Source organism: Achromobacter sp. NPDC058515, from assembly GCF_042721735.1.
In the GTDB taxonomy this organism is placed as follows: Bacteria; Pseudomonadota; Gammaproteobacteria; order Burkholderiales; family Burkholderiaceae_B; genus Achromobacter.
This window is the reverse complement of record NZ_JBHXNI010000007.1, coordinates 87,764-107,435: the sequence shown is the minus strand read 5'-3', so window position 1 is coordinate 107,435 and position 19,672 is coordinate 87,764. Positions and strand designations below refer to the sequence as shown.

Here is a 19,672-nt window from a genome sequence, read left to right as displayed (position 1 = left end):
CAAAAAGGGCCGCCGGACGGCCCCGTTCGCAGGTACGCAACTTGCTGTTCGGGCCGGATGACGCCGGGAGCACCACAATGAACGCCATCGAACGAGTTGCGAGATTCATGCATGAGAACAACTTGACTTTGGTGACCGCCGAATCGTGCACGGCGGGCCTGATATCGGCCACGCTTGCCGATATTCCCGGCGCCGGCGGCCTGCTGGATTGCGCGTTCGTCGTGTATTCGGTGGATGCCAAAAGGCGTTGCCTGGCCGTGCCCCAATCGACGCTTGCGACGCACAATCTGACCAGCGAGGCCGTGGCCCGCGACATGGCGCTGGGCGCCGCCCGCAAAAGCCCCGCCAATGTCGCGGTGGCCAACACGGGCGTGACGGATGCCACGGACGACCGCATTCCCAGCGGCACGCAGTGCTACGCCTGGGTGTTCAAGAGCGGGCAGGCCGACGCCAGCCCCATCGTGTACACCGCGACCCGGCAATTCTTCGGCGATCGCAACAGCATACGCAAGGCCAGCGCCGAATTTGCCCTGTTGGGCATCGTGGAGCATTTCTTGCGGCACCAATTCGGTTCGCGCGCCTCGTAGAAAACCCCGGAGCCTCAGCCATGACAGTGAACCCGCAATCCCCAGCCCGGCAGGGCGCCCTTGCCCGAACGCTGGGCGTCTCCGGGGATTTTGATGCCGCCTCGGAACTGGAAGCCAGGATCGCTTTCCTGGAGCGCTATCTGCTGGAAACGGGAAAGGCGGGCTACGTGCTGGGAATCAGCGGCGGGGTCGACTCGCTGGTGGCGGGCAGGATGGCCCAGCTTGCGGTCGAGCGGATCCGCGCGCATGGCGGGCGCGCGCTGTTTGTGGCCGTGCGCCTGCCGCACGGCGAACAGCAGGACGAGCGCGATGCCGCGCAGGCGCTCGATTTCATCTCGCCCGACCATCGGATGCGCGTCGATATCAAGCCCGCCGTGGACGCGCAGCGCGAAGCCCTGGCGAAAGCCGGCCTGGCCTTTGCGGATGAGGCGGCCGAGGATTTCGTGGCCGGCAACATGAAGGCCCGCCAACGCATGATTGCGCAATACGCGATCGCGGGCGCGCTCGATTGCCTGGTGATCGGCACCGACCAGGCGGCGGAGGCATTGATGGGATTCTTCACCAAGCACGGCGACGGCGCCGCGGATCTCATCCCCCTTCGGGGCCTGACGAAACGGCGGGTCCGCGGGCTGGGCCTGCTTCTCGCGGCGCCCGCCAATCTGGTGACCAAGGCGCCCACCGCGGACCTTGAATCGCTATCCCCGCTGCGCCCGGATGAGGAGGCTTTCGGCGTGACCTATGACGAGATCGACGCGTATCTGGAAGGCCGGCCGGTGTCCGCCGACGCCGCCGCGACCATTCTCAGGCAATACGATGCCACGGAGCACAAGCGCCGTCCGCCCGCGGCGCCCGCTGTTCTGGAATGAGCAGGCCCCGTTCCGCACAACAAGAATTGTTTTATTACTAATAGGAACACGAGGTTTCTCTGTTTGCGATTCATTGCGCCGACAAGGCCAGATGAATCCCTCTCGGGCGCAGTCTTGAACGCTGGCTTCGGCGCCCGCCGAAAGCCGGCGGCACGAACGCGCCCCATTTAAATGCGAGAAAAGCTTGCGCGAACGACAATCGCTACTTAAGCTGTTTGCGTCGGACGGACGGTCCAGGCCCCCGCAAATCGGGGCGCGCTAATAAAAGACCTGTCCCAGCATCGAGCCGTGAAATCATTGTTCTGCCAATTCTCCTGATCAAGATTTGAAAAGGATGCTTGTGCGAAAGTCGGTGGTTTTGATCGTTCTCTGTAGTGGTTTGTGGATGCCCGGCATGAGCTTGGCTTACGGAACCTCGGATTATTACCGCTCGCTGTACAGCGCCCCAGACGCTCGCAAGCGTATTCAACCCCTCGCGGGTAACGGTTTTCTCAAGATTGCGCGGGCGCCAGACTGGCGCCCCATGGCAAGCCGCGCGCCATTGCCTGCCGCGCGCGTTTCCATCATTGCCCATATCCCACTCCCGGACGTCGCGCCGCCGGCATCGGCGGACGCCCGGGACACTTTCTTATTCGCGATCTGTACGCACGCCCGTGAAGGAGCGGGCGACCCGCTGTTCGTATCGTAAGCAGCACGGCGCAAGTCTGGCGCCCTTGATAGTCCAAGTTTGGCCCTCCACGCCGGCATTCGGCGCTGGGTAGCGCGAGAGCATTGATGCCTGAGCGAAAAGGAGCTTTTGGATGACGCGAGTAAGTAACAAGGCCCGCTTTGCGCTAAGGTTTGCCACGGGCGCTGTCGCCTTGACGCTGGCCGCCTGCGGGGACCGCGACAACGCCTCGGCCGTGGAAGTGCCGCCGATGACGGTGCTCGTAACCACCGTGGGGCGAGAGCCTGTCGATCTCAACGTGGACTTGCCCGGCCGGATCGAGCCCATACGCACCGCCGAAGTCAGGGCGCGCGTGGACGGCATCGTGGAGAAGCTGCTTTATAACGAGGGCAGCGATGTCCAGGCCGGCGACCCGCTGTTTCAGATAGATCCCAGCGACTACAAGGCCCAGCTTGCCCAGGCCAACGCGATGCTGCAGCGCGCGCAGGCGGTGCAGAAGAACGCGCGGTCGGTCACGGAACGGTTCCGGCCCCTGGTGCAGCGCCAGGCGGTCAGCGCGCAGGAATACGAGGCCGCGCTCGCGGCTCTCGGGCAGGCGCAAGCCAATGTGGCGGACGCGCAGGCCGCGGTCACGCTGGCGCAATTGCGGCTGGACCGCTGCACGGTAAGGGCGCCTATCGCGGGCAGGGTGGGGCGGGCCCTGGTGACGGAGGGCGCGCTGGTGAGCGCGTCGGCGGCCACGCTGCTGGCCCAGGTCAACCAGTTGTCTCCTATCAGCGCCACCTTCACCAAATCCAACACCGCCATCATGGACCTGACCGACTACGCCCGCTCAGGCGCGTTGGCGACCTCCGAGGGGAACACCTTCCAGGTGCGCCTGACGCTGGCCAACGGCCGGGAGTTCGGTGAAACCGGAGTCGTGGACTTTGCCGACCTGAGCGTGGACCGGACCACGGGCGCCCAGACCATACGCGCCCGTTTCGACAACGCCGGCAGGGAGTTGCTCCCGGGCCAGTTCGTCACCGGCCAGATCCATATCGGCATCCGCCAGGACGGCATCCTGATTCCGGCGCGCGCGGCGCGGCTCAGCGGCGACACCGCCACCGTGTTTGTCGTGGGGCCGGACGATACGGCGGCCGCCCGGCAGATCGAGGTGGGCGATCAGATCGCGGGGAGCTGGGTGGTGCGGCGAGGGCTTGAGCCAGGAGACAGGGTCGTGGTCGATGGTTGGCACAAGATCAGGCCAGGCCAGCGCGTCGCGCCGGTAGAACAACAAAACGCAAAACCCTAGCGGAGTCGGCGATGGGCTCATTCTTCGTCTTGCGGCCGGTGTTTGCGTGGGTAGTGGCGCTGTTCGTGCTGCTGTTCGGGGTCATTGCGCTGGTGCTGCTTCCGGTGGAGCAGTACCCCAACATCGCCCCGCCTTCCATAACGATCCAGGCGACGTTCCGCGGCGCGGACACGACGACCATAGACCGCACCGTCACCTCCATCATCGAGGAGGAAATGAACGGTGTGGACAATTTCCTCTACATGGCGTCGGTCAGCCGCGCCAACGGCACGTCCCAGATCACGGTGACCCTCCAGCCGGGCACCGACCTGGACGTCGCGCGCAGCCAGGTGCAGGACCGCCTGAGCCGCGTGGAGCCGCGCCTGCCGCAGGAAGTCCGCCAGCTGGGCGTCACGGTCACCAAGGCCTCGTCCGGCTTTCTGATGCTGCTTGCGCTGCAATCCGAGAGCGGCGACGTCAGCGCCGTGCAGATGGGCAACTTCGCCGCGAACAATATTCTCAATGAGCTGCGGCGCATCCCCGGCGTGGGCGACGTGCAGCTCTTTGGCTCGTCCTACGCCATGCGGATCTGGCTGGATGAGCGCAGGCTGGCAAGCTTCCAGATGTCGGCCGGCGACGCGCTGCGCGCGGTGCAGGAACAGAACGCCCAGACGATCGGCGGTTCGCTGGGCGACCTGCCGTTGGCCCCGGGCGCGGATTTCAACGCGCAGATCGTCGCCCAGAGCCGGTTTTCCACCCCGGAGCAATTCCGGCAGGTCATTCTCCGCGTCAATAACGACGGGTCGCTGGTGCGGCTGGGCGACGTGGCCCGCGTCGAGCTCGGCAACGAAAGCTACAACTTCAGGCTGAGCGTCAACGGCAAGGAAGCCGCCGGCATTGCCATCCAGTTAGCAAACGACGCCAATGCGCTGGACGTCGCGCGCCAGGTCAGGCAGCGGATGACGGAACTGGAGTCCGTGTTTCCGGCCGGCGTCGGCTGGACGGTGCCGTTCGACACCACGCCCTTCATCACCACCTCCATCAGCTCGGTGCTGGTCACCATGGTGGAGGCGCTGCTGCTGGTCACCGCCATGGTGTTCCTGTTCCTGCAGAGCTGGAGAAGCACGCTGATCCCGACGCTGATCGTGCCGATCGCGCTGGTCGGCACCTGCGCTGGCCTCTTCCTGTTCGGCGCGTCCATCAACCTGCTCTCCCTGTTCGGCATGGTGGTGGCGATCGGGGTGCTGAACGACGACGCCATCGTCGTGTCGGAAAACGTCGCGCGCATCATGAAGGATGAGCAGCTTTCGGCGCCCGAGGCGACCCGCAAGGCGATCGGCCAGGTCTGGGGGCCGATCATCGCCAGCACGCTGGTCCTGGTTGCCGTGTTCGTGCCGATGGCGATGTTCCCGGGCTCCAGCGGCGCCATCTACAGGCAGTTCTCCATCACGCTGTCAGTGGCCATCGTGGTATCCACCGTGCTGGCGCTGTCGCTGGGCGCGGCGTTGTGCGCCACCTTGCTCAAGCTTCCGGATGGCCAGCCGCCCAAGGGGCCGATCTCCAAGGGCAAGACGTGGGTGTTCGACAAGTTCAACTCGGGCTTTGACGCGATGACGCGCCAGTATGTCCGCGCGGTCGAGCACATGCTGATAAGGCCTTGGCGCTGGATGCTGATATTCCTGGGCGTTTGCGGGCTGACCATCTTCCTGTTTTCGCGGCTTCCGGGCGGCTACCTGCCGCTGGAAGACCAGGGCTACTTTTTCGTCTCGCACACCGGGGCCCCCGGCACCACGGCCGACCAGACCCAGGTGGCGGTGGAACAGGCCGAAAACATGCTGCGCCAGCAGTCGGCCGTGCGCAATGTCGCCTCGGTGGTCGGATTCAACTTCTTCGGCCAGGGGCAGACGGCAGCGCTGTCGTTCGTGGACCTCCATCCCTGGGGCGAGCGCACCGGGCGCAGCGACGCGGTCGATTCGCTGGTCGGGCGCAGCAACCTGAGTTTCCGCGCCATTCCGCAGGCCATGATCTTTGCCTTGAATCCACCGCCCATTCCCTCGATGGGCAACGCGTCCGGCTTTTCCATGAAGGTCCAGGACCGCACCGCGCAGGGCGGCGCGGGATTGACCGCCACCGGCGCGGCGATGATCGCGGCGGCGGCCAGCAGCCCGTTGCTGGCCGGCGTGCGCCTGGACGGCATGCCGCCGGGACCCCGGCTGTATGTGGAGATCGACCGCGTGCACGCCCGGGCATTGGGCCTGCAAGTGGCCCAGGTCAACCAGGCGCTGACCTTCGCGTTCGGGTCCAACTACGTCAATGACTTCCTGCACGAAGGCACGGTCCAGCGGGTGTTCATCCAGGCCGAGGCGCAGCAGCGCATGCTGCCGCAGGATATCGCCGCGCTGCAGCTGCCCAACAACCGCGGCGAGATGGTGCCATTCTCGGCGTTCTCGCGCATGCGCTGGATAGACGGGCCGCAGCAGCTTGAGCGCTACAACGGCTTCCCGTCGATCACCATATCGGGCGAGGCCGCCGCCGGGCGGTCCAGCGGGGTGGCGCTGGCGGAGATGGAAGCCATCGCCGAGCGCGTGCTGCCGCAGGGGATCACGTACGAATGGACCGGCACGGCGTTCGAGGAGCAGCAGGCGGGCAATCAGGTTGCCTTGCTCCTGGGCCTTTCGCTGGTCGTGGTGTTCCTGCTGCTGTCGGCCCTCTACGAGAGCTGGTCCGTGCCCGTGTCGGTGCTGCTGATCCTGCCCTTCGGGATACTGGGGGCGGCGGCGTTCACACTGGGCCGGGGCATGTCGGCGGACATCTACTTCAACATCGGGCTGGTGACCATCATCGGCCTGGCGGCCAAGAACGGCATCCTGATCGTCGAGTTTGCGCTCAAGGAGGAGCTGGAGGGCAGGGACCGGAAGGAGGCCGTGGTCGACGCCGCCCGGCAACGGCTGCGCCCCATCATCATGACGAGCGTCACCTTCGTGCTGGGCATGCTGCCGCTGGTGTTCGCCTCTGGCGCGGGCGCGGCCAGCCGCCAGGCGGTCGGCACCAGCGTGATGGGCAGCATGCTGACCGCGACGCTGTTCGGCGTGTTCTTTACGCCGCTGTTCTACATGGTCGCCAGAAGGTGGTCCGGGCGCGGTCCGGACGCCTCCAAGGCGCAGGCCAAGGCCAAGGCGCAAGAGCAGGGGGAGAACCCATGACGCCGGCGCGCGTCGTCGTCGCGGCCGCCCTGTGCTGGGGGCTTGCCGCCTGCAACCTGGCGCCCGAGTATCGCACGCCGGAAGTGGCGTTGCCCGCCAGCTTTCCCGGAGAAGTCCCCGCCGACGCCCTGGCCGCCCGGCAGGTGGCCTGGCAGCAGTTCTTCGGCGATGCGCAGCTAAAGCTCCTGATCGCCAAATCGCTGGAACTGAACCAGGACCTGGCCGCCGCCACGGCCCGGATCGAACAGGCGCGCGCCTTCTACCGCATCGAGCGCGCCAACCAGCTTCCGCACCTGGACGCGGGGGTTGCGGCATCGCGCAATCAGGCGCCGCTGTCGTCCCTGGATCCGGCCCTGGCTGACAGCAGGAGAACCGTGGAGTTCAGCCAGTTCAGCGCGCAGCTGATGGTCACCTCTTTTGAACTCGATTTCTGGGGCCGCGTGCGCAACATGAGCGAGTCGGCCCTGCAGCAATACCTGGCCACGGTAGAGGGGCAGCGCGCGTTCCGGCTGTCGCTGATCGCCAACGTGGCCTCCACCTATTACGATGCGCGCGCGGGCGAAGAGGGCATCGCGCTGGCGCAGCGCACCGTGGAGACGCGCAGCTATGCGATGGGCGTGGCCAAGGACAGGCTGGACGCCGGGGTCACCTCGCTGGTGGACTACGAGCAGTCCGCCATCCTCCTGACCCAGGCGCAGACCCAGCTTGCCGAGTGGCAGCGCACCACCGCCGCGCACTGGAACCGGCTGTGGGTGCTGGTCGGCGAGAACCTCGACGCGGATGTGCCGGGCAGGCTGCCGATCGAGTCGGCGGGGCAGTTCGATGCGCTGAGCCCGGGCCTGCCGTCGTCCTTGCTGGAGGTCCGGCCGGACATCCGCCAGGCCGAGAACCGGCTGCTCAGCGCCAACGCGAACATCGGCGCCGCCCGCGCCGCGCTGTTTCCGCGGATCGCGTTGACGGGGTCGTTCGGATACGCCTCGCCCGAGCTGTCCGATCTGTTTTCGTCGCCGAGCCAGATCTGGAATTTCGGCGGAGGCATCGGGCTGCCGATCTTCGACTTCGGGCAGCGGCGCGCAGCCGTGGACCTGGCGATGGCGCAGCGCGACGAGCTGGTCGCCAACTACAGGAAGACCGTGCAGACCGCGTTCAGCGAGGTGGCGACCGCCCTGGAAAGCCGCAAGCGCTTCCAGGAGCAGGTCGCGGCCCAGCAGACGGCGATCCTCGCCCAGCGGCGCCTCGCCGAAACCGCGGACCTGAGATACCAGAACGGCATTTCCATTTACCTGGAGGTCGTGGACGCCCGGCGCGGGCTCTTCAGCGCCGAACAGCAGATGCTGTCGCTGCGGGCCGCGCAGCTGCAGAACGGCGTGTCGCTCTACGTGGCATTGGGCGGGGGCGAAGAACCGCCGGCGCTTGCCGCGCCCGACAGCTTGCCGGCGGCCGGCGCGGGAGCCGCGCAGTGAACAAGCCGGCCGGTTCCTCCCCCAGCGCGCTGCGCCGCCGCCTGAAGACGGCGGCCAAGGTCGTGGCGCTGGGCGCGCTGCTGATCGTCGGCACGCTGATCGGCGTGCGGCTCTACGACATCCAGCAAGGCCCGCCCCTGGCGTCCTGGCACACCTACGTGCCCGAAGAGCTCAATGCGGAGCAGCTGGACCGCAGTTCCTGGCAGGACTACATCGCCCACGAGGACGCGCTGCTTGCGCTGGTGCGGCAGAACGTGGGCGACAAGCTGGAGCCGCAAGACAAGGTGGACAGCAACCGGTATTTCGCGGGCGCCAAGGTGTATCCGGAGCATTTCGCGCACGACTGGAACCGGTCGTTTGTGCTGGTTCCGCCCGGCGAACCCGCGGGCGTGGTGGTGCTTTTGCACGGGCTGACGGATTCCCCCTACAGCCTGAGGCACATAGCGGCCCACTACCAGTCGGCCGGCTACGTGGCGGTCGCCATCCGCATGCCGGGGCACGGCACGGTGCCCGGCGCCCTGACGGATGCCCACTGGGAGGACTGGGCGGCGGCCACGCGCCTGGCCGTGCGCGAAGCCCGCCGCCGGGTGCCGGCGCCCCGTCCCCTGCATATGGTGGGATTCTCCAATGGCGGCGCGCTGACGCTGATGTACGCGCTTGACGCGCTCGACGATCCCAAGCTGGCCAAGCCCGACCGGCTCGTGCTCATCTCGCCGATGGTCGGGATCACGGGCTTTGCGCGCTTCGCGGGGCTGGCCGGCTTGCCCTCCATCCTGCCGGCCTTCGCAAAGGCCGCATGGCTGAGCATCGTTCCGGAGTTCAACCCGTTCAAGTACAACTCTTTTCCCGTCAACGCGGCCCGCCAGTCGTTTGAGCTGACCCAGACGCTGCAAGAGCGGATTGTCGCGCAGCAGCGGTCCGGCGGCCTGGAACGGATGCCGCCCATCATCAGCTTCCATTCCGTGCTGGACTTCACGGTCAGCACGCGCGCGCTCATCAACGCCCTGTACGCGCGGCTGCCGGCCAACGGCAGCGAGCTGGTGCTGTTCGACCTGAACCGGGCCACGAAGCTCGGGCCGCTCTTTCGCCAGGGCGCGGCCTGGTCTCTTGCGGGAACGCTGCCCGGCGACAAGCGCAACTATCGCCTCTCCATCGTCACCAATGCCAGCCCAACGTCCAGCCAGATGGTCGAGCGCGTCATCGAGGCGGGATCCCTGGGCGCGGTGGAGCGCGCCATCGGCATCGACTACCCGCGCGAAGTCTATTCCCTGTCGCACGTGGCGCTGCCCTTTCCGACCAATGACGCCCTGTACGGGATGCATCCGGACAACATCGAGGAGTTCGGGATCAGCCTGGGCGCCATGTCCATGCGGGGCGAGGTCGGCGCCTTCGTCATCGGCATGGACACGCTCACCCGGCTGACCTCGAATCCCTTTTATTCCTTTCTGGTCAAGCGTATTGATGGGGTGATGCCAAGATGACGTCTTTCGCTTTGTCCGGAATCTGCGCGATATTGATACTGGGGCTGCTGTACCTCGCCAGTCCGGTGTTCGTGCCCCTGGCGTTCGCGTTGTTCCTCATCTGCCTGGTGGCGCCGCTGCGCCAGTCCCTGGGCCGCAAGATGCCCGCGCCGCTGGCGGCCATCGCGGTCCTGCTGGTCACGCTGGCCGTCTCGCTCGTGTTCCTGTCGCTGGCGGGCTGGGGGTTCAGCCTGGTTGCGCAATGGGTGATGGCCAATGCAGGCCGCTTCCAGCGCCTGTTCACGCTGGAGACCGAGACCCTGCACCCGCACGGCGCGATGGTGATCCGCATGTTCCAGGACAGCTTCAATGTCTCGTGGCTGGTCCGGGCCATCCAGGAGATCGCCATGCGGATCAACAGCATGCTGGGGCTGATCTTCCTGTCTTTTGTCTTTATCGCCCTGGGCCTGTTCGAACTGGACGAGGCGCCGGCCAGGCTGAACCGCCTGCTGGGCGAGGACCGGGCCAGGCGCTGGATGGACATCGCGGGCCAGGTGGCAAGCAAGCTGCGGCACTACATGGTGATCCGGACGGTGGCCAGCGTGCTGACGGGCGTGACGGTCTGGCTGTTCGCCATCTATGCCGGCCTTGAACTGGCGACCGCCTGGGGCGGGCTGGCCTTCCTGCTGAACTACATCCCCTTCCTGGGGCCGCTGGTTGCGACGGTTTTCCCCGCATTCTTTGCGTTTGTCCAATACGGATCCCTTCAGACCAGCATCGCGGTGCTCGTGGTCCTGAACTGCATCCAGATCGTCTACGGCTGCTATCTGGAGCCGAGGCTTGCCGGCAGCGCCTTTTCGCTGTCGCCGCTGATGGTGATGGTTGCGGTGTTTTTCTGGGGACTGGTGTGGGGAATTCCCGGCACCTTTATCGGTGTGCCGCTTCTTATCGTCATGACGACGGTGTACAGCGCCACCACCAATTTCAATCGAGGGGCTTCAAACAGCTGACTGCGACGGTACCTGCGGCAAAGCCACCCATCCGGCAGCATGACGCCGGGAGAAGGCGGCCAACCTGCTCATGTCTATGCTCAATATTGGAGGTGCATGATGGAAAGCAGTACTCCCAAGAAGCTAGGATTGCTTGCCTTGACCGGCATGGTGGTGGGTTCGATGATCGGCGCGGGGATTTTCTCCCTGCCCAGAACCTTTGGCGGCGCGACCGGCGTGGTTGGGGCCGTGATCGCGTGGATCATTGCCGGCGCGGGCATGTACACGCTGGCCCGGGTGTTTCAGTCGCTTGCCGAACGCAAGCCCGAGCTGGACGCGGGCGTGTTCGCCTACGCCAAGGCGGGGTTCGGCGACTATCTCGGGTTTCTCTCGGCGTTCGGCTACTGGATCGGAAGCTGCATCGGCAACGTTTCATACTGGGTGCTGATCAAGTCCACGCTGGGAGCCTTCTTTCCGATTTTCGGAGACGGCAACACGGTGATCGCGATCGCGGTGGCCTCCGTGGGGATCTGGCTGTTCCACTTCATGATCCTGCGCGGCGTGCAGCAGGCGGCGTTCATCAACGCCGTGGTGACGGTGGCCAAGATCATTCCCATCGTGGTCTTCATCGTCGTGCTGGCCATCGCGTTCAAGCTCGACCTGTTCCGCGTCAACTTCTGGGGCGACCGCAGCGGCTACAGCCTCTTCGAACAGGTGCGGTTGACGATGCTGGTGACCGTCTTCGTCTTTCTAGGCATCGAGGGCGCCAGCGTCTATTCCCGGTTCGCCACCAAACGGTCGCACGTCGGGGTGGCCACGCTGATCGGGTTCGTCACCGCGCTGTTCCTGATGGTGCTGGTCACGCTGCTGCCCTATGCGGTCATGGAGCAGGGAGACATCGCCGGGCTGCGCCAGCCGTCCATGGCCGGGGTGCTGGAAACGGTGGTCGGGCCCTGGGGCGCCGTGTTCGTCAGCGCGGGGCTCATCATCTCGGTGCTGGGCGCCTATCTGGCGTGGTCGCTGATCTGCGCCGAAGTGATGCACGCGGCCTCAAAGAACGAAGACATGCCGCGCGCCTTCGCCCGCGAGAACAAGAACGGCGTGCCCGTCGTGGCGCTGTGGGTGACCAACATCATCGTGCAGCTGTTCGTCATCAGCACGTACTGGTCGCGCGACGCGTTTGCGCTGATGCTCAGCCTGACCAGCGCGATGTCGCTGATTCCGTACTTCCTGGTCGCCGCGTTCGGGTTCATGCTGGCCAAGCGGGGCGAAACCTACATCGACGGCAAGGACCGCAACCGCGACCTGATACTGGCCGGCATCGCGGCCCTGTACACCGCCTTCATGATCTTCGCCGGGGGCCTGAAGTTCGTGTTGCTGTCGGCACTGTTGTACGCGCCTGGGACGGTCCTGTACTTCTGGGCTCGGCGCGAGCAAGGCAGGACACTCTTCAAGGGGTGGGAGTTGATCATTTTCATCGTGGCGTGCGTCGGATGCCTGGCCGCTATCGTGGGCCTGGTCTACGGCTGGATCGCCATTTAACTTTTGGGAGCTAGTCATGGCTGATACCGAAGAATTTGGAGTCCATTCAGAAGTTGGGCAGCTGCGCACCGTGATGGTCTGCGCGCCGGGACGGGCCCATGAGAGATTGACCCCCTCCAATTGCGACTCGCTGCTGTTTGACGACGTCATGTGGGTCGACAACGCCAAGCGGGACCATTTCGACTTCATCACCAAGATGCGCGACCGGGGCGTCGACGTGATCGAAATGCATAATCTGCTGGCCGAAACGGTCGAGATTCCCGAGGCCAAGAAGTGGATCCTGGACAACCAGGTCGTGGCCAATCAGGTGGGCCTGGGGCTGATCGACGAGATCCGCAGCTACCTGGACGGCCTGCCGGCGCGCAAGCTGGCCGAGACACTCATCGGCGGATTGTCCACCGAGGAGTTTCCGGAATCCATCGGCGGCGAACAGCTCACGCTCATCAAGGAGGCCGCGGGCGTCACGGAGTACCTGCTGCCGCCGCTGCCCAATACGCTGTACACGCGCGACACGACCTGCTGGATCTACGGCGGCGTCACGCTCAATCCGCTTTACTGGCCCGCGCGGCACGAAGAGACGATTCTTACCTCGTCGATCTACAAGTTCCACCCGCGCTTTGCCGGCAAGGTGAACGTCTGGTGGGGCGACCCGACAGCCGACCACGGCCTGGCCACGCTGGAAGGCGGGGACGTCATGCCGATCGGAAACCGCACGGTGATGATAGGCATGAGCGAACGGACCTCGCGCCAGGCCATCAGCCAGCTTGCGGCCAGCCTGTTCGCGAAGAACGCGGCGGACCGGGTGATCGTGGCGGCCATGCCCAAGCTGCGCGCCGCCATGCATCTGGACACGGTGCTGACCTTCGCGGACCGCGACTGCGTGCTCATGTACCCGGACATCGTCAACAACATCCAGGCCTTCTCCTACCGGCCGGGCAAGGCGCCGGGGCAGCTTGAGCTGCACAAGGACAAGGGATCCCTGGTGGAGGTGATCGGCGAGGCATTGGGAGTCAAGAAAATGCGCGTCGTCGAGACCGGCGGCAATGCCTACCTGCGGGAGCGCACCCAGTGGGACAGCGGCGCCAACCTCGTTGCCATTTCGCCGGGGGTCGTGCTGGCCTATGACCGCAACGTGTACACCAACACCCTGCTGCGCAAGGCCGGCATCGAAGTCATTACCTTCGTCGGCGCCGAGCTGGGCAGGGGACGGGGAGGCGGCCACTGCATGACGTGCCCCATTTCCCGGGATCCCGCCTAGGGCGGGCAGGCGCGCCGGGGCCGGAGTCCGCAGGCGGGCTCCGGCTACGCCCGAAGCGAAAGGGTGAGCGGCCCTTTCTCAGGAGACGACTGTGAGCGTGGAAACTGCCAAGCTTTCTCGCATGGCGCTGGTCGCCATGGTGGTGGGTTCGATGGTGGGGGCGGGGATATTCTCCCTGCCCAGCATCTTCGCGCGCCATACCGGCCCAGTCGGCGGCCTGATTGCCTGGAGCATCGCCGGCACCGGCATGCTGACGCTGGCGATGGTCTTCCAGTTCCTGTCGCGCCGGCGCCCGGACCTGGACGCGGGCATCTTCGCCTACGCCAAGGCGGGCTTCGGGCGCTATATCGGGTTTCTGGCGGCGCTGGGCTACTGGACGGCCGCCTGCCTGGGCAATGTCAGCTACTTCGTCGTGTTCAAGGCCACGCTGGGCGCCGTGTTCCCCTTCTTCGGCGACGGCGATACGGTCCCGGCCGTGCTGGTGTCCTCGGTCTTGCTGTGGTCCACGCATTTCGCCATCCTGCGCGGGATACGGCAGGCCACCGGCATGAACACGGTGGTGACGATCGCCAAGATCGTCCCCATCGCCCTATTCATCGTCTTCGCGTTCCTCGCCGTGGACCTGGATGTTCTGCGCCAGAACATCATGGAAGGGCAAAGCGGGGATGGCAAGGGGACCCTGCTGGAGCAGGTCCGCGGCACCATGCTGGCCACGGTTTTCGTGTTCCTGGGGGTGGAGGGCGCAAGCGTGTATTCGCGCTATGCCAAGCGCAGGGACGATGTGGCGGTCGCGACGGTTCTGGGCTTTCTGCTGGTGCTCACGCTGCTGGTGCTGGTGACGATGCTTTCCTACGGGGTGATGCCGCGCGCGGAACTCGCGGCGCTGCGCAACCCGTCGCTGGCCGGCGTGCTGAGGGCGATAGTCGGGCCCTGGGGAAGCGTGCTGGTCAGCGTGGGGCTGATGGTGTCGGTGGCGGGCGCCTATCTGGCCTGGATCCTGCTTGCCGCGGAAGTCCTGCGGGCGGCGGCGCGCGCCGCGATCATGCCCGAGTTTCTGGGCCGCGAGAACCGCCACGGCGTGCCGGCGGCCGCCTTGTGGCTGAGCAACGGCATCGTGCAGGCCTTCCTGATCGTCACCCTCTTCACCGAGGATACCTTCGTGCTCATCAAGAACATGGCAAGTTCGATGAGCCTGATTCCCTATTTCTTCGTGGCGGGATTCGGCCTGATGGTGGCCGTGCGCGGAGAGGCCTACAGCGGCTGGAGCCGGCGCCGGGCCTTCGAGATGGGGCTGGCCATCGTGGCGACCGTTTACGCGGCCGGGCTGGTGTACGCCGGCGGCTTCCGGTATTTCGTGCTCTCGGCGCTGATCTACGCGCCAGGCACGATCCTCTTCCTGATCGCGCGGCGGGAGCAGCAGGGCAGCGCCTTCGCGCGCTTCGAGTGGCCGATACTGCTGGTCATCCTGGCGTCCTGCGGGGTCGGGATCTGGGCCGTCAGCACCGGCAACACGGCGTTCTAGGGCGCGGCCATGGTTCAGGGAAAGCCGCAACAATGAGCAGCGACCTCGCGATCGTCCTGGCCATCCTGGTCGTGGCCATTGTGCTCTTCGTTGCCGGCCGTCCCCGCTCGGACGCGGTGGCGCTGCTGGTCATGCTGCTGCTGCCCCTGAGCGGCACGGTGACGTACCGCGAGGCGCTGGACGGATTCTCCAACCCCAACATCATCCTGATCGCCTGCCTCTTCGTCGTGGGCGAGGGGCTGGTGCGCACCGGCGTCGCGCAGGCCGTGGGCGACCTGCTGCTGCGCCACGGCGGCAAGAGCGAAAGCTGGCTGGTGCTGCTGGTGATGGGGGCGGTCGGGCTGATGGGGGCCGTGATGAGCTCCACCGCGGTGGTCGCCATTTTCATTCCCATCGTGCTGCGGATTTCCCGCAAGTCCGGCATGGCCAGCCGACGCATCCTGATGCCCATGGGCGTGGCCGCGTCCATCAGCGGGATGCTCACGCTGGTGGCGACCACGCCCAATCTCGTGCTCAACAGCGCGCTGGGCTACGCCGGCTACACGGGCTTCCGGTTCTTTGACTTCACGCCGATCGGCGCGGTCGTCCTGGCCGGCGGCGTCGCCTATATGCTGTTTGCCCGACGGTTCATCGACGCCGGCCAGAGCCAGGGCAAGACCAGCCGGCCCAGCCTTGGCGATTGGGCCGCGAAGTACTCGCTCCAGAACCGGGCCTATCGCCTGCTCATCGCGGAAAACTCCGATCTGGTCGGACGCCAGCTGGGCATCTGCGGCGCCGAGCTGGGCAAAAAGGCATGCGTCATCGCGATCGAGCGCAGTTCGCGCTTTGCCCGGGCGGTGATGCGCGCAACCGCGGACGACGTGCTGGAGGCCGGCGACATCCTGCTGCTGGACATGGACGCCGAAAGCTTCGATATCGACGGCTTCTGCGGCCGACATCTGCTCAAGCGCCTGCCGGTGTCGGGCATGTACTTCGCGGACCAGGCGCGCGACGTGGGCATGGTGGAAGTGATCATCCCTTCGGAATCCAGGCTGGTCGGCGCCAGCGCCCGCGAGTCGGTGGCGCTTGAGCGGCATGGGCTGTTCATCGTCGGGCTCTGGCGCGGCAAGAAGGCCATCCGCAACCTGCCCGAAGCCCGGCTCAGGGTTGGGGACACGCTGCTCGTGGTGGGGCCGTGGGCGGGCATATTCTCCCTGCAGGCCGAGGAGCACGATCTGGTGAGCCTGGCGATGCCGGTCGAGGCCGATTCCCTGGTCCCCGTGCCCAACCGGGCCATCCACGCGCTGCTGTCCCTGGCCACGGTCATCTTCCTGATGCTGACGGACTGGGTCCCCAATGTGATGGCGGGCCTGATCGGCTGCCTGATGATGGGCCTGTTCGGCTGCGTCACCCTGGATGTGGCCTATCGCTCCATCAACTGGCGCGCCCTGATACTCATCGCGGGGATGCTGCCGTTCGCCCTGGCGCTCAAGCGCAGCGGCGGCGTGGACCTCGCCGCGCAATTCCTGCTTCACTACTCCGGGGGCTGGGGCATTTATGGCCAGCTCGCGCTGGTGTTCCTGGCCACGGTGAGCCTGGGCATCGTCGTTTCGGGCACGGCCACCGCCGTGCTGATGGGGCCCGTCGCGATCAGCATCGCCGAGAACCTGCATGCCTCGCCGTATGCTTTCGCGATGACCGTCGCCATCGCCTCGTCCGCGGCGTTCATGTCGCCGGTTTCAACGCCGTCCAACGCGCTGGTCAGCGTGGCGGGCGGATTCGGCTTTTCCGACTACCTGAAGATCGGAACGCCATTGACGGTATTTTCCCTGCTCGTCAGCGTGACGCTGATCCCTATCCTGTTTCCGTCCTGACGCCAGGGCGGGATTCCAAACAAGAGGTGTGCATATGCTTGTCAGGCCACATATTGCATTTGGCGCCGCCACGCTGCTTCTCGGCGCCGCGGCAGCGTTCTCCCACGAACTGCCGGCGGCGGGGCAGGAGCTTTCCGCATCCCAGGCCAAGGCCGCCGCCCAGTCCAGGATCCTGTTTGAAAACGTGCGCATATTCGATGGCGCGTCGTCCGAGCTGAGCCCCCCGAGCAACGTCCTAGTGCACGGCAATCTTATCGAGAAAGTCTCCCGCGAGAGCATCCCCGCCGACGGCGCCCGGATCATCGACGGCGGCGGCCGCACCTTGATGCCGGGCCTGATCGACGCGCATTGGCACAGCATGTTCGTGGGAGTGCCGATAGGGGTTGCGCTGACCCAGGACGCGACCTACCTGAACATCGTTGCCGGCGTCGAGGCGCGCAAGACGCTGATGCGCGGCTTCACCACCGTGCGCGACGTGGGCGGCGCGGTGTTCAGCCTGAAGCTTGCAGTGGACCAGGGCGTGATTCCGGGCCCGCGCATCTATCCTTCCGGGGCGATGATCACCGTGACCAGCGGGCATGGCGATTTTCGTTCCATGTCCGACCTGCCGCGCTCGCTGGGCGCGCCGGGGTCCCGGCACGATATTGCCGGCGACAGCACCATCGCCGACAGCCCCGACGAGGTGCGCGTGCGCACGCGCGAGCAGCTCATGCAAGGCGCCACGCAAATCAAGCTGACCGGAGGCGGGGGCGTGTCCTCGCCGCACAGCCCGCTGGACGTCGTGACCTTCACCGAGCCGGAACTGAAGGCGGCGGTGGACGCCGCCACGGATTGGGGCACCTACGTGGCGGTGCACGCCTACACGCCGGTCGCGATCCAGCGGGCGATCAGGGCGGGCGTGTTGAGCATCGAGCACGGCAGCATGATGGACGAAGAGACCGCCCAGCTGATGGCCAAGACGGGCACCTGGCTCAGCACCCAGCCTTTCCCCGACGAGCTGGCGGATGCCTTCCCGAAGGGTTCGGTCCAATGGGAAAAAGCGCAGGAAGTCTTTGCCGGCACCGACAAGACTTACCAGCTTGCGATCAAGCACAAGCTGAAGACCGCCTTTGGAACCGACATCCTGTTTTCGAGCAGCCTGGCCGAGCAGCAGGGGAAGATCCTGGCGAGCCTGACCCGCTGGTACACCCCGGCGCAGACGCTCATCATGGCCACCGGCACGAACGCGCAGCTCCTGAAACTGTCCGGCCTGCGCAATCCGTATCCCGGCGACCTGGGCGTCCTGCGCGAAGGCGCGCTTGCCGACCTGCTGCTGGTCGACGGGGATCCGCTGCAGGACATCAAGCTGATTGGCGATCCGGACAAGAACTTCCTTGTGATCATGAAGGACGGGGTCGTTTTCAAGGACATCATGGCGCCCCGCTGACGGGCGCAGGATGTCCCAGTCGGTAATCCGGTTTATGGCCCTCCCTTGGTGGGGCAAGATGCCGCATCATGGAGCCCTGAACCTACAAGACCAGGACACATCATGGGCAATCGCATCGACTACGCCAAAGCGTCGCCCGAAGGATACAAAGCCTTCGGCGGCGTGTACCTCTACCTGAAAAAGTGCGGCCTGCCGGAAGCGCTGCTTCTGCAGGTCTATCTGCGGGTGTCGCAGATCAACGGCTGCGCCTATTGCATCGACATGCATTCGCGCGAGCTGCTCGAGCACGGCGTCGCCGTGGACAAGCTGGTGCTCGTGCCGGTGTGGCGCGAAGCGGGAGAGGTATTCAGCGCCCGGGAACGCGCCGCGCTTGCGTGGGCGGAAACGGTCACGCGCGTTGCCGAAACCGGCGTCCCGGACGCCGACTATGCCGCCGCCGCGGCGGAATTCAGCGACAAGGAACTTGCCGACCTGACCTACGCGATCGGACTGATGAATGCGTTCAATCGCCTGGGCGTGACGTTCCGTGTGGCACCCGCCGCCGCGGCGGCGGCCGGCCGGACGGGTTGAAGCATCCGGCTCAGCCTATTCCCGGCACGCCGCGCCGGATGTTGCGAGAGTACTGCGCGCGCTCGTAGGTGGCGCGCGCCCTGTCTGTGTAGCGGCCCATGCTGCGATATTGTTCCGCGCTGCCTGCGCCCCGCAGCACGTCCAGCTCGTAAAGGTATTCGGGCAGGTAGCCTGAGGCCAGCTGACGGTAGTCCAGCGGCAGGCCGGGCACGATCCGCCGCGCCATCTGGAACACGATGGTGGAGCAGTTGGCGGTCAGCGTGTGATAGAAGCGCGGCGTCTTGCGCAGCCGGTTCGCCGTTTCCACGTAGGCCAGAAAGAGGTCGCGCGCGGCGCCCTCGGGCATGTGGACGCGGTAGAGATAGCCGTCCTCGTCCCGGACGTTCGTGCGCACCCGCAGGCTGTCCTCTTCGGCGGAGGCGATCACGCTCAGCTCATATTGTTTGAAGAAGCCGCCGATCTCGGAGAACTTGTCGCCCTGCTTGCGCCGTATCTCCACCGAGAACACGACATGGCTGTCGGCGCCGAACCCAAAGGAAACCAGGGCATGGGCAATGGCGGGGCGGCCCCAGTAGGACAGGGCGACGTCCACGGATTGCAGCTCGTCCAGCGCATAGCTGCGCGTTTCCCAGCAAGGCGTGAAATCGGTTCGGGTGCGCCAGTCGAAGTTGCGCACATTGTGCAGCGTGACGTGGTTGCCTTCGATTTCGCCATGGGTCTGGCGCGAGACCTCCGCTATCCACGGCCGGTCGTTGGACGGCCGGATGCCGCTCCACCAGCACAGCAGCGCGACCAGCGCCGCCGCATGCGCGTACCAGCCCGGCCGCCACGCGGGCAAGGCCAGGCCGGCCAGCGCCGCCAGGGCCGACAGCGTCCATGCCAGCAGCAGGGCGCACTTCCATCCGCGGGCCAGCGGCGCGCGCACCCACAGGGCAAGCGCGCCCCAGGCCGTCACAAGCACAATCGCGATGCCAAGCAGGATGGAAACCGTCATGG

General features: G+C 65.9%; 15 protein-coding genes. 14 read left to right on the top strand and 1 reads right to left on the bottom strand.

Going from position 1 to position 19,672, the window contains the following annotated elements; genetic code table 11:
- The first annotated feature begins 77 nt into the window (after positions 1 to 77).
- From ACFWP0_RS14305 to ACFWP0_RS14240, 14 genes are all read left to right on the top strand, one after another.
- Positions 78 to 587, top strand: coding sequence for a CinA family protein (locus ACFWP0_RS14305; RefSeq protein ID WP_377842974.1), 510 nt, complete (start codon positions 78 to 80; stop codon positions 585 to 587).
- Between the two features lie 20 nt (positions 588 to 607).
- Positions 608 to 1,453 carry an ammonia-dependent NAD(+) synthetase gene (nadE, locus tag ACFWP0_RS14300; protein WP_377842972.1) on the top strand — a complete coding sequence of 282 codons (846 nt, stop codon included), beginning with the start codon at positions 608 to 610 and terminating at the stop codon, positions 1,451 to 1,453.
- 394 nt (positions 1,454 to 1,847) lie between these two features.
- Positions 1,848 to 2,141 carry a hypothetical protein gene (locus ACFWP0_RS14295; RefSeq protein WP_377842969.1) on the top strand — a complete coding sequence of 98 codons (294 nt, stop codon included), beginning with the start codon at positions 1,848 to 1,850 and terminating at the stop codon, positions 2,139 to 2,141.
- 112 nt (positions 2,142 to 2,253) lie between these two features.
- Positions 2,254 to 3,411, top strand: a complete 1,158-nt coding sequence (locus ACFWP0_RS14290; RefSeq protein ID WP_377842968.1) for an efflux RND transporter periplasmic adaptor subunit — start codon at positions 2,254 to 2,256, stop codon at positions 3,409 to 3,411.
- Between the two features lie 11 nt (positions 3,412 to 3,422).
- Positions 3,423 to 6,593, top strand: a complete 3,171-nt coding sequence (locus ACFWP0_RS14285; RefSeq protein ID WP_377842966.1) for a multidrug efflux RND transporter permease subunit — start codon at positions 3,423 to 3,425, stop codon at positions 6,591 to 6,593.
- On the top strand, positions 6,590 to 8,056 hold the full coding sequence (locus tag ACFWP0_RS14280; RefSeq protein WP_377842965.1) for an efflux transporter outer membrane subunit: 1,467 nt from the start codon (positions 6,590 to 6,592) through the stop codon (positions 8,054 to 8,056). The genes ACFWP0_RS14285 and ACFWP0_RS14280 overlap by 4 nt, the downstream gene beginning before the upstream one ends.
- Entirely contained in the window at positions 8,053 to 9,537 is a 1,485-nt protein-coding gene (locus ACFWP0_RS14275) for an alpha/beta hydrolase (RefSeq protein ID WP_377842963.1), read from the top strand. The genes ACFWP0_RS14280 and ACFWP0_RS14275 overlap by 4 nt, the downstream gene beginning before the upstream one ends.
- On the top strand, positions 9,534 to 10,526 hold the full coding sequence (locus tag ACFWP0_RS14270) for an AI-2E family transporter (protein ID WP_377842962.1): 993 nt from the start codon (positions 9,534 to 9,536) through the stop codon (positions 10,524 to 10,526). Before ACFWP0_RS14275 ends, ACFWP0_RS14270 begins: the two co-directional genes overlap by 4 nt.
- 99 nt (positions 10,527 to 10,625) lie before the next feature.
- Positions 10,626 to 12,047, top strand: a complete 1,422-nt coding sequence (locus ACFWP0_RS14265) for a basic amino acid/polyamine antiporter (RefSeq protein WP_377843381.1) — start codon at positions 10,626 to 10,628, stop codon at positions 12,045 to 12,047.
- A 16-nt stretch (positions 12,048 to 12,063) separates the two neighbouring features.
- The gene (gene arcA / locus ACFWP0_RS14260) at positions 12,064 to 13,305 is read left to right on the top strand and encodes an arginine deiminase (protein ID WP_377842960.1); all 1,242 of its coding nucleotides are present in this window, start codon (positions 12,064 to 12,066) and stop codon (positions 13,303 to 13,305) included.
- A 97-nt stretch (positions 13,306 to 13,402) separates the two neighbouring features.
- Entirely contained in the window at positions 13,403 to 14,827 is a 1,425-nt protein-coding gene (locus tag ACFWP0_RS14255) for a basic amino acid/polyamine antiporter (protein ID WP_377843380.1), read from the top strand.
- A 32-nt stretch (positions 14,828 to 14,859) separates the two neighbouring features.
- Entirely contained in the window at positions 14,860 to 16,680 is a 1,821-nt protein-coding gene (locus ACFWP0_RS14250; RefSeq protein ID WP_377842958.1) for an SLC13 family permease, read from the top strand.
- 34 nt (positions 16,681 to 16,714) lie between these two features.
- Entirely contained in the window at positions 16,715 to 18,106 is a 1,392-nt protein-coding gene (locus tag ACFWP0_RS14245; protein ID WP_377842956.1) for an amidohydrolase family protein, read from the top strand.
- Between the two features lie 102 nt (positions 18,107 to 18,208).
- Complete coding sequence (locus tag ACFWP0_RS14240; RefSeq protein WP_377842954.1) at positions 18,209 to 18,676, top strand: carboxymuconolactone decarboxylase family protein; 468 nt, start codon at positions 18,209 to 18,211, stop codon at positions 18,674 to 18,676.
- A 10-nt stretch (positions 18,677 to 18,686) separates the two neighbouring features.
- Here ACFWP0_RS14240 and ACFWP0_RS14235 read toward each other — a convergent pair whose 3' ends face one another.
- Positions 18,687 to 19,670 (bottom strand): DUF4105 domain-containing protein, encoded by a 984-nt coding sequence (locus ACFWP0_RS14235; protein ID WP_377842951.1) that lies wholly within the window; start codon positions 19,668 to 19,670, stop codon positions 18,687 to 18,689.
- Between the last annotated feature and the right edge of the window lie 2 nt (positions 19,671 to 19,672).

What these genes read in the sequence shown, in the direction of transcription:
- ACFWP0_RS14265 (WP_377843381.1), top strand. Translation starts at nt 10,626, where the DNA reads ATGGAAAGCAGTACTCCCAAGAAGCTAGGATTGCTTGCCTTGACCGGC.
- ACFWP0_RS14285 (WP_377842966.1), top strand. Translation starts at nt 3,423, where the DNA reads ATGGGCTCATTCTTCGTCTTGCGGCCGGTGTTTGCGTGGGTAGTGGCG.
- ACFWP0_RS14295 (WP_377842969.1), top strand. Translation starts at nt 1,848, where the DNA reads ATGAGCTTGGCTTACGGAACCTCGGATTATTACCGCTCGCTGTACAGC.
- nadE (WP_377842972.1), top strand. Translation starts at nt 608, where the DNA reads ATGACAGTGAACCCGCAATCCCCAGCCCGGCAGGGCGCCCTTGCCCGA.
- ACFWP0_RS14245 (WP_377842956.1), top strand. Translation starts at nt 16,715, where the DNA reads ATGCTTGTCAGGCCACATATTGCATTTGGCGCCGCCACGCTGCTTCTC.
- ACFWP0_RS14280 (WP_377842965.1), top strand. Translation starts at nt 6,590, where the DNA reads ATGACGCCGGCGCGCGTCGTCGTCGCGGCCGCCCTGTGCTGGGGGCTT.
- ACFWP0_RS14290 (WP_377842968.1), top strand. Translation starts at nt 2,254, where the DNA reads ATGACGCGAGTAAGTAACAAGGCCCGCTTTGCGCTAAGGTTTGCCACG.
- ACFWP0_RS14305 (WP_377842974.1), top strand. Translation starts at nt 78, where the DNA reads ATGAACGCCATCGAACGAGTTGCGAGATTCATGCATGAGAACAACTTG.
- arcA (WP_377842960.1), top strand. Translation starts at nt 12,064, where the DNA reads ATGGCTGATACCGAAGAATTTGGAGTCCATTCAGAAGTTGGGCAGCTG.
- ACFWP0_RS14235 (WP_377842951.1), bottom strand. Translation starts at nt 19,670, where the DNA reads ATGACGGTTTCCATCCTGCTTGGCATCGCGATTGTGCTTGTGACGGCC.
- ACFWP0_RS14250 (WP_377842958.1), top strand. Translation starts at nt 14,860, where the DNA reads ATGAGCAGCGACCTCGCGATCGTCCTGGCCATCCTGGTCGTGGCCATT.
- ACFWP0_RS14240 (WP_377842954.1), top strand. Translation starts at nt 18,209, where the DNA reads ATGGGCAATCGCATCGACTACGCCAAAGCGTCGCCCGAAGGATACAAA.
- ACFWP0_RS14270 (WP_377842962.1), top strand. Translation starts at nt 9,534, where the DNA reads ATGACGTCTTTCGCTTTGTCCGGAATCTGCGCGATATTGATACTGGGG.